Source organism: Massilia sp. CT11-108 (genome assembly GCF_047302915.1).
Lineage (GTDB): Bacteria > Pseudomonadota > Gammaproteobacteria > Burkholderiales > Burkholderiaceae_D > Telluria > Telluria orientalis.
Genome location: NZ_JBKYMO010000292.1, coordinates 1 through 7,250 on the forward strand (window position 1 = coordinate 1; position 7,250 = coordinate 7,250).

The 7,250-nt window shown below is 63.0% G+C and carries 3 protein-coding genes and 1 pseudogene; 3 read left to right on the top strand and 1 reads right to left on the bottom strand.

From position 1 onward, the window contains the following. Positions 1-962 (bottom strand): annotated as a pseudogene (locus tag ACEN88_RS20645) (hypothetical protein); the annotation flags it as partial. A 135-nt stretch (positions 963-1,097) separates the two neighbouring features. Here ACEN88_RS20645 and wrbA point away from each other — a divergent pair. The 3 genes from wrbA (at position 1,098) to ACEN88_RS20660 (ending at position 6,847) form a co-directional block, all read left to right on the top strand. Then, positions 1,098-1,697, top strand: a complete 600-nt coding sequence (gene wrbA / locus ACEN88_RS20650; RefSeq protein ID WP_413342548.1) for an NAD(P)H:quinone oxidoreductase — start codon at positions 1,098-1,100, stop codon at positions 1,695-1,697. Positions 1,698-2,283: 586 nt separating this feature from the next. Beyond that, the gene (locus ACEN88_RS20655) at positions 2,284-3,618 is read left to right on the top strand and encodes a hypothetical protein (RefSeq protein WP_413342550.1); all 1,335 of its coding nucleotides are present in this window, start codon (positions 2,284-2,286) and stop codon (positions 3,616-3,618) included. 94 nt (positions 3,619-3,712) lie between these two features. Continuing rightward, on the top strand, positions 3,713-6,847 hold the full coding sequence (locus tag ACEN88_RS20660) for a TonB-dependent receptor (RefSeq protein ID WP_413342552.1): 3,135 nt from the start codon (positions 3,713-3,715) through the stop codon (positions 6,845-6,847). The last annotated feature ends 403 nt before the right edge of the window (positions 6,848-7,250 follow it).

Sequence of the window (7,250 nt, forward strand, 5' to 3'; positions counted from 1 at the left end):
ATTACTCGACGTATGGACACATCGAACAAATGGCGAACGCGCTGGCGGAAGGGGCGCGCGCGGTCGAGCGCCACGCTCAGGCGCTGGGCGAGGAACGACGCGATGCCGAACGCGAGCCCCATCAGCGCGAGCAGCGCGAGGCCCGCGTACAGCGTGGCGGCCCGCGCCGCCTTCTCGATCTCGGCGACGGGAACGCCGATCGCGATGGTCCAGCCGGTGGTGTCGCTGTGCGTGAAGATGTCGTAGACTTCGATCCCGTCGCGCGTCTGGTGGCGCGCCATGCCGCTTTTCGCGGCGCGGGCCGCCGCGATTAGTTCGGGCCGCGCCTTGGTGCCGACGAGCGTGTCGTTGACGTTGCGCGCGATCGAGACGCCGTCGCGGTCGATGATCCCGACGACCCAGTCCGGCCCGATGCCCTTGTCCGCGAACACGGTGGCGAAATGGCCGGCGTCGAAGATCTGGCTCAGCACCCAGCGCCCGCCGGCGGTGCGCGGCACCGGCACGTCGACGGAGACGGTCGGCTTGCGCGACAGGGCGCCGACGAAGTAGCCGGACACGCGCGGCCGCTGGCTGTCCCAGGCTTCGGCCACCCAGGGCCCGGCATGGCCCGGCAGGCGCGTGCCGTACGGGACGAGGGTATTCATGAGCGGGCTGCCGTCGTAGTCGATCAACAGGGTCCACGTCCACGGCGTGGATGCGTTCATCGCGGCCGCCTCGCGGTGGATTTCGGCGAAATCGCCCCGGCGTATGGCGTCGGAATTGCCGAGGGCGCGCAGCGCCGCCTGGGCGGCCGCGACCTCGCGGTCGACGAGCAGCGCGGTGGCGCGCGCATTGGACTCGACGCTGCGGATGCGCGATTCGCGCTCCCAGTCGAGGAGCATGGACAGGCCCGCGCCGGCGATGACGGTGACCGGCACAAGGATGGCGACGGCCATGAGGATCAGGTAGTGGCGGGCTTTCATCAGGGCGCCATTGTACTTGCATTAATACGGACGCCGGAAGAGTGCATGATGGGGTAGCATGTGCGGATCGTTGCCAATTGGGCAAGCGAGGCAGGGCGCCGCCGGTGGCGCCGGGATGACGGGAAAGGAACGGCCATGGCGAAGGTACTGGTGCTGTATTACTCGACGTATGGACACATCGAACAAATGGCGAACGCGCTGGCGGAAGGGGCGCGCGCGGCGGGAGCGACCGTGGACGTGAAGCGGGTGCCCGAGACGGTGCCGGACGACGTCGCCCGCAACGGCCATTTCAAGCTGGACCAGCCGGCCCCGATCGCGACCGTGAACGAACTGCCCGACTACGACGCCATCGTGATCGGCGCGCCCACGCGCTACGGCCGCATGCCGTCGCAGATGGCCGCGTTCCTGGACCAGACGGGCGGGTTGTGGGCGAAGGGCGCATTGCACGGCAAGGTCGGCGCCGCATTCACGTCGACGGCGACCCAGCACGGCGGCCAGGAAACGACGCTGTTCTCGATCATCACGAACCTGCTGCACTTCGGGATGGTGGTCGTCGGCCTGCCGTACAGCTTCGCGGGCCAGATGACGCTGGACGAGATCACCGGCTGCAGCCCGTACGGCGCCAGCACGATCGCGGGCGGCCAGGGCCAGCGCCAGCCGAGCGCCAATGAGCTCGACGGCGCGCGCCACCAGGGCGAGCTCGTGGCGAAGACGGCCAACAAGCTGTTCGGCTGACCGGGCAGAAGCACTCACCGGCCGCATCCATCCCCGGATGCACTTCGCCGCAACATCCCATCATCATGGCAGCCGCGTCGACGGGACCGGCGCCAATCCCGGCCGACGACACCGGCACCGACCCTTCACGCGGCGTCCGTCCGTGTCGCCGCGGCCTGCCGGAGTCGCCTTGTTAAGCACTCCCGTGCAATCGGCCACGCGCGAACCACGCGTTGCGGGATTTCCTCGTGGCTTTGATGATTGTCGTAATTGCTGCCGATCGTTGCTGGGCTCACCATAACACTTGGTTGGTCCGCAAGGATTTACGACACCCGCGCCTCCTGCCCGGTCTCCCTACTGTCGAACTCGCCCTTGCCATCGCCCAGCTGCGTCCATCCAGACATGGACGGAGCGTGGCGGGAGTATTTCGCAAGAAGCGGCCGCGGCAGGTGCCGCCGCGAACCAACGCTTGAAGCAAGACGATCGTTCCGCCGCAAATCAGCGAGTGGGCCTGGAAGAGTCTTGACGCGTCATCGGTGCGGCCGGGGACGCGATATGCAATTAGATAAACACATCAGAAAAGGACACCACCATGAGGGGACAAGGGATGAAATTCCAAGTGTCAGCGATCGCGCTTGGCTGCATCGCACTGCTGAGCGGTTGCGGCGGCGGCGGCGGCGGCACCGACGGCGCCAAAGAGCAAACCATCGACTTCCAGATGCCGTTCCTGGGTCAAGCGATGATCGGTGTGCCACCCAATTCGGCGCACACCACGCTGAAGGCGACGGCGAGTTCCGGCGGGACCGTGACCTACAGTTCGGCCACGCCGGACACTTGCAGCGTCAGCGGGGATCAGCTGACGCTGCTGAAACTGGGTGAGTGCTCGGTGATCGCGACCCAGCCCGGTGCCGACGGTTTCGCTCCGGTCTCGAAGCGCCAGACTTTCGTGGTTCCCAAGAACCCGCAGATGATCAGATCGTTCATCAATCCGGGCTGGCAGCCGCTCGATTCGACGCCGGTGCAGTTGACCGCCACCTTTACCTCGGGTCTTCCGCCCAAGTTTACGAGCACGACGCCCAGCATCTGCTCGGTCAGCGGGAACACGATGACCAAGCTCGCCAACGGGATGTGCATCATCACCGCCGAGCAGGACGGCAATGACTACTTCATGCCGGCGTTGCTGACGGATGAAACGACGTTGGGCAAGGCGATGGCGAAGGCGATGTCGAAGAGCATTCCGATCGGCACCGAAAAGCCGGCCATGGTGAATTTCCTTTCCGGTTACAAGGACACCGATCACACCGTCGAAGGCCTGATCGGCCACGCGGGTAACCAATGGTGGTGCGATAGTTGCGATCGTGCTGTTTCCAGCGACGGCAAGAGCTTCACCTTTACCTCGACGTTCGATAAGGCTCCGCAGGCATCGGATTATTACAAGGCGTCCTTGCAGCTGTTCGCCACCGGCATTGTCGACAACGATGTTGCGAATACGGACAGCGTGTACAGAGCCAACGTCAAGGACGACCCTTTCCTTACGCCCGACCCCGCTTCGCCCAAGGGCGCGCGGCTCGACATCCAGACTGCGCTGCATTTCAATCTGGCGGAAAACGCCGAATGGTTCGGCTCGGCAAATAACCAGGTCAAAGTCGAAATGTTCCTCGCGCCCTTCAAGAAGACGGACGGAACCGTATGCCGATTGGCTCTGCAGTCCACGGTGCAGCCAACCGCCGCTGCCGCCACGGACTACCGCCTCGGTTTCAAGGAGAACTTCACGTTCAGCCAGGCGTGCGGCATGAGTGCGCCGGACGTCGCGATCCTGGTGCAGACCCAGCCGGTCGTCGAGCTGAGGTTCTCCGCGGTGCAGCCGAACGGACAGGTGGCGAATGCATCGTCGAAGTACGTCAGCCAGTTCAAGCTGACCGGCCCCGTCTACTTCCAGTGACAACGGACTGATATTTATGGTCGCCGTACGGCGCGGTGACAATAAAGGCATATACAAGAGGATACAGATAATGACAAGAATTGAGACGAAGATCGTGAGCAAACCGATCAAGATGACGGCGCTGGCGGTAGCCGCGGCGCAGTTCGCGCTGTTGTGCGGCAACGCTGCGCAAGCGCAGACGACGGCATCGACGTCCGCAGAGGATTCGAAGGATGGTACAACCACCGTCGTGGTGACCGGCCAGCGCAAGCAGTTGGAAACCGCGACGGCGATCAAGCGCGACGCCGAGCAGATCGTCGATGCCGTCGTGGCCGACGAGGCCGGCAAGCTGCCGGACAAATCGATCACCGAAGTGCTGCAGCGGGTCGTGGGCGTCACGATGGACCGTAACCAGTCGCGCACGGGTGCTTCCCTTGCCGCGAATGGCCTGGAATTCAACGTGGAAGGCTCGGGCGTCCAGATTCGCGGCCTTTCCTGGGGTTCTTCCACCCTGAATGGCCGCGAATCATTCTCGGCCGGCTGGCCCGGACGTGAATTGAGCTGGGGCGACGTGCCGCCGGAACTGATGGCGGGCGTCGAGGTCTACAAGAATCCCTCCGCCGACCTGATCGAAGGCGGCGTCAGCGGCCAGATCAACCTGCGCACGCGGTTGCCGTTCGATGCCCCTGGCCAGTATGGTGCGCTGAGCGCGTCGGGCAATTACGCCGAAATGGGCAAGTCCAAGACGCCGAGCTTCTCCGGCCTGTACTCGAACCGCTGGAAAACCTCGATGGGTGAATTTGGCGCGCTGGTGGATTTGTCCACCACCCGATCCAAAGGCAACTACGACAGCATCAACCAGAACAACTACTTCCCGCGGAACGATATCGTCAAGGACCAGACGGTATGGGTGCCGGGCGGCGTGAGCTGGGGCCGCAACGAGGAGGATACGAAGCGCGTGGGCTTCTATGGGGCGTTACAGTGGAAGAACGCCAACGTGGAAACGTCGCTGACGTATTTCGATTCCGGTTTCCATCAGCTGAACAATAACATCAACACCTTCATGGGGCCTGCCGATCCCTACAAGGCCGTTTATACCGACTCCAAATTCGACGGCAGAGGCGTGTTCCAGTCGGGCACGATCAACTATCCGTTCGGCCTGGGCTTGAACCAGTTCGTGGATGGCGGCATCGCCATGGGCACTACCCGCAATTTCAGCAATGTGCATGGACGCACGCGCGAGCTGGCCTGGAACCTCAAGTGGCGGCTCAATGAGAGCTGGTCGTTCCAGAACGACCTGCAGTGGGTGCATGCCACCAACTCCGCCAGTTACGGCATGCTGAACCTCGGCAGCTATTTGCCGAGCGAAACCGTCGACGTCTCCGGCAAGACGCCTGTGTTCCAGTTCGACGACAAGACGACCGCATTCCTGGCCGATCCCAAGAACTACTTCTGGGGCATTTCGCAGCCGGAGGTCAACAGGGCCAAGGCGGACCTGTATGCGTGGAAAGCGGATGCCAAATACAGTTTCGACCACCCGGTGCTGCGCGACTTCCGCTTTGGCGTACGGGCGACGGAACGTTCTTCGCGCAAAGACAAGAATGCCGGAACGGGTTGGAAATCGTATAGTGAGGAATGGGGCGTGGCGCAGACCACGGTACCGGGGCAACTGCCGAAGTTGCAGAGCTGGGACTGGCAGCGCCCTAACTTCGGTTACTTGAGCGACCCGAAATACGCGGCCCTGGGCAGCGTCGAGGGCTACGCGTTCGCCAACTTCTTCAATGGCAGGATTTCCGCACCGCCGACGTTCGTGGTGCCCACCGTGGCGATGGTCAAGGATCCGGCCGCGTACCAGAACTTGTTGCTCGCTCTGAAATATAACTGCGAGGATGCCAACAAGTACAAGGGCGGCAACACCGATTGCACGACGTACGCCAAGGATTGGAAGCCGGCGGGCTACGACAACGATCCGCAGCACGTCAGCAAGCACAACGAAGGCACCCAGAGCGTGTACGGCAACCTGCGCTTCGGCTTCGATGACTGGAAATATCCGGTGGAGGGTGTGGCGGGCGTACGCGTGGTCAGGACCAAGACGGTGGCGCATGGCTACACGGTCTTCCAGCCGAAATACAGCGTGAATGACAATCCGAACATTCCCCGCTTCGGCGAGATCAATACGCCGCTCGATCTCACGTCCAGCCATGTCGACGTGATTCCGAGCCTGAACCTGAAGGCGCGCCTGACGGACAAGCTGCAGTCGCGGATCGCGCTGTCCCGCGGCATTTACCGTCCTGGCTTCGATCAGTTGCAGGAGTACATTACCCTGAGCCAGAAGGTGGTCACCGACCCCAACAACAACAAGGCGATCACCAACATCGAATATACCGGCAGTAACTCCGGCAACGTGAAACTGAAGCCGCTCAAGGCGAACAATTTCGACGTGACGCTGGAATGGTATCCGCATCCGGGACAATCCCTGACCTCTGCGTTCTTCTACAAGCAGGTCAAGGACATCGTCATGCAGGAATCCTATACCAGGACCTTCAAGGATCTGGCCGGCACGGATCAGGAGTTCACGGTCACCGGACCGGCCAATGCGGCCAAGGCCTGGGTGAAGGGTATCGAGCTGGCGGGCAGCACCTACTTCGATCACCTGGGCAGCTTGAGCGAGAAACTGCCTGACTGGGTGAAGGGTTTCGGCGTGTCCTCGAACTTCACGTACATCGACAGCAAGCAGCAGCTGTATCACCCGAACCCGGCGAATTTCTGCCCGTCCGGCTCGCTGGTCGGTGCCGCGGCGCTGTATGGTTGCGACACGAACGGTATCCCGTACAAGGATCTGCCGGTGCCGTACCTGTCGAAGCGCGCCTTCAACTTCACGTTCATGTACGACCACGGCCCGCTGTCGGCGCGCCTGGCGTATTCCTGGCGTGACCGTACCCTGCAGGCGACCGGTGTTTATGGCACCAGCGGCAGCAATGGTACCAGCGCGGATCCGCAGCGCGTCGACGCCAACGGCAACGCGCCGCATGATGCGGGCTACGGGCTTCCGGTCTGGCAGATGCCTGTGGGTCAGTGGGACGGCGGCATCAACTACCGCTTCAGCGACCACATTTCGGCCAGCTTCAACGTCAGCAACCTGACGCGTACCGTGACGCGGCAGGTCTACCAGCAGACCCCTGGCGACATGGGACGAGCCTGGTATGATCCGGGCCGCAGCTTCCGGATGTCGGCGAACTACGTGTTCTGACCTGTAACGCCGTGCCGCACGCCATTCCTGGCGTGACGGCAATCACGGCCCCGGAACACGGGGCCGTGAACGAGATGGCCCCCTTTACCCTACGAGCGCAGGCTGTGCTGGGTGAAGGCGCCACCGATTTTGGCTGTGTTCGCCACGTCCGGCATGACGCTTGTGGGGAGTGGGCCTGGTTGCCACGACAGGCCGGCGCCTTGAAAATTGTCGCAAATGCTCGTCCTGCGGCGGTAAGTAAACGCCGTGCATTTTTATGCCGCTTTTACGTGCGATCGCTTACCATCCACGCATGCAGAGTTCCGGATCGACGACATCATCCTCCACGGCCGCCGCGCGCGGCGTGCTGGCCGTGCTGCGCGCCGACAGCGGCGACGAGCGTACCGTCGCCGCGGCCGCACGT

What these genes read in the sequence shown, in the direction of transcription:
- ACEN88_RS20655 (WP_413342550.1), top strand. Translation starts at nt 2,284, where the DNA reads ATGAAATTCCAAGTGTCAGCGATCGCGCTTGGCTGCATCGCACTGCTG.
- wrbA (WP_413342548.1), top strand. Translation starts at nt 1,098, where the DNA reads ATGGCGAAGGTACTGGTGCTGTATTACTCGACGTATGGACACATCGAA.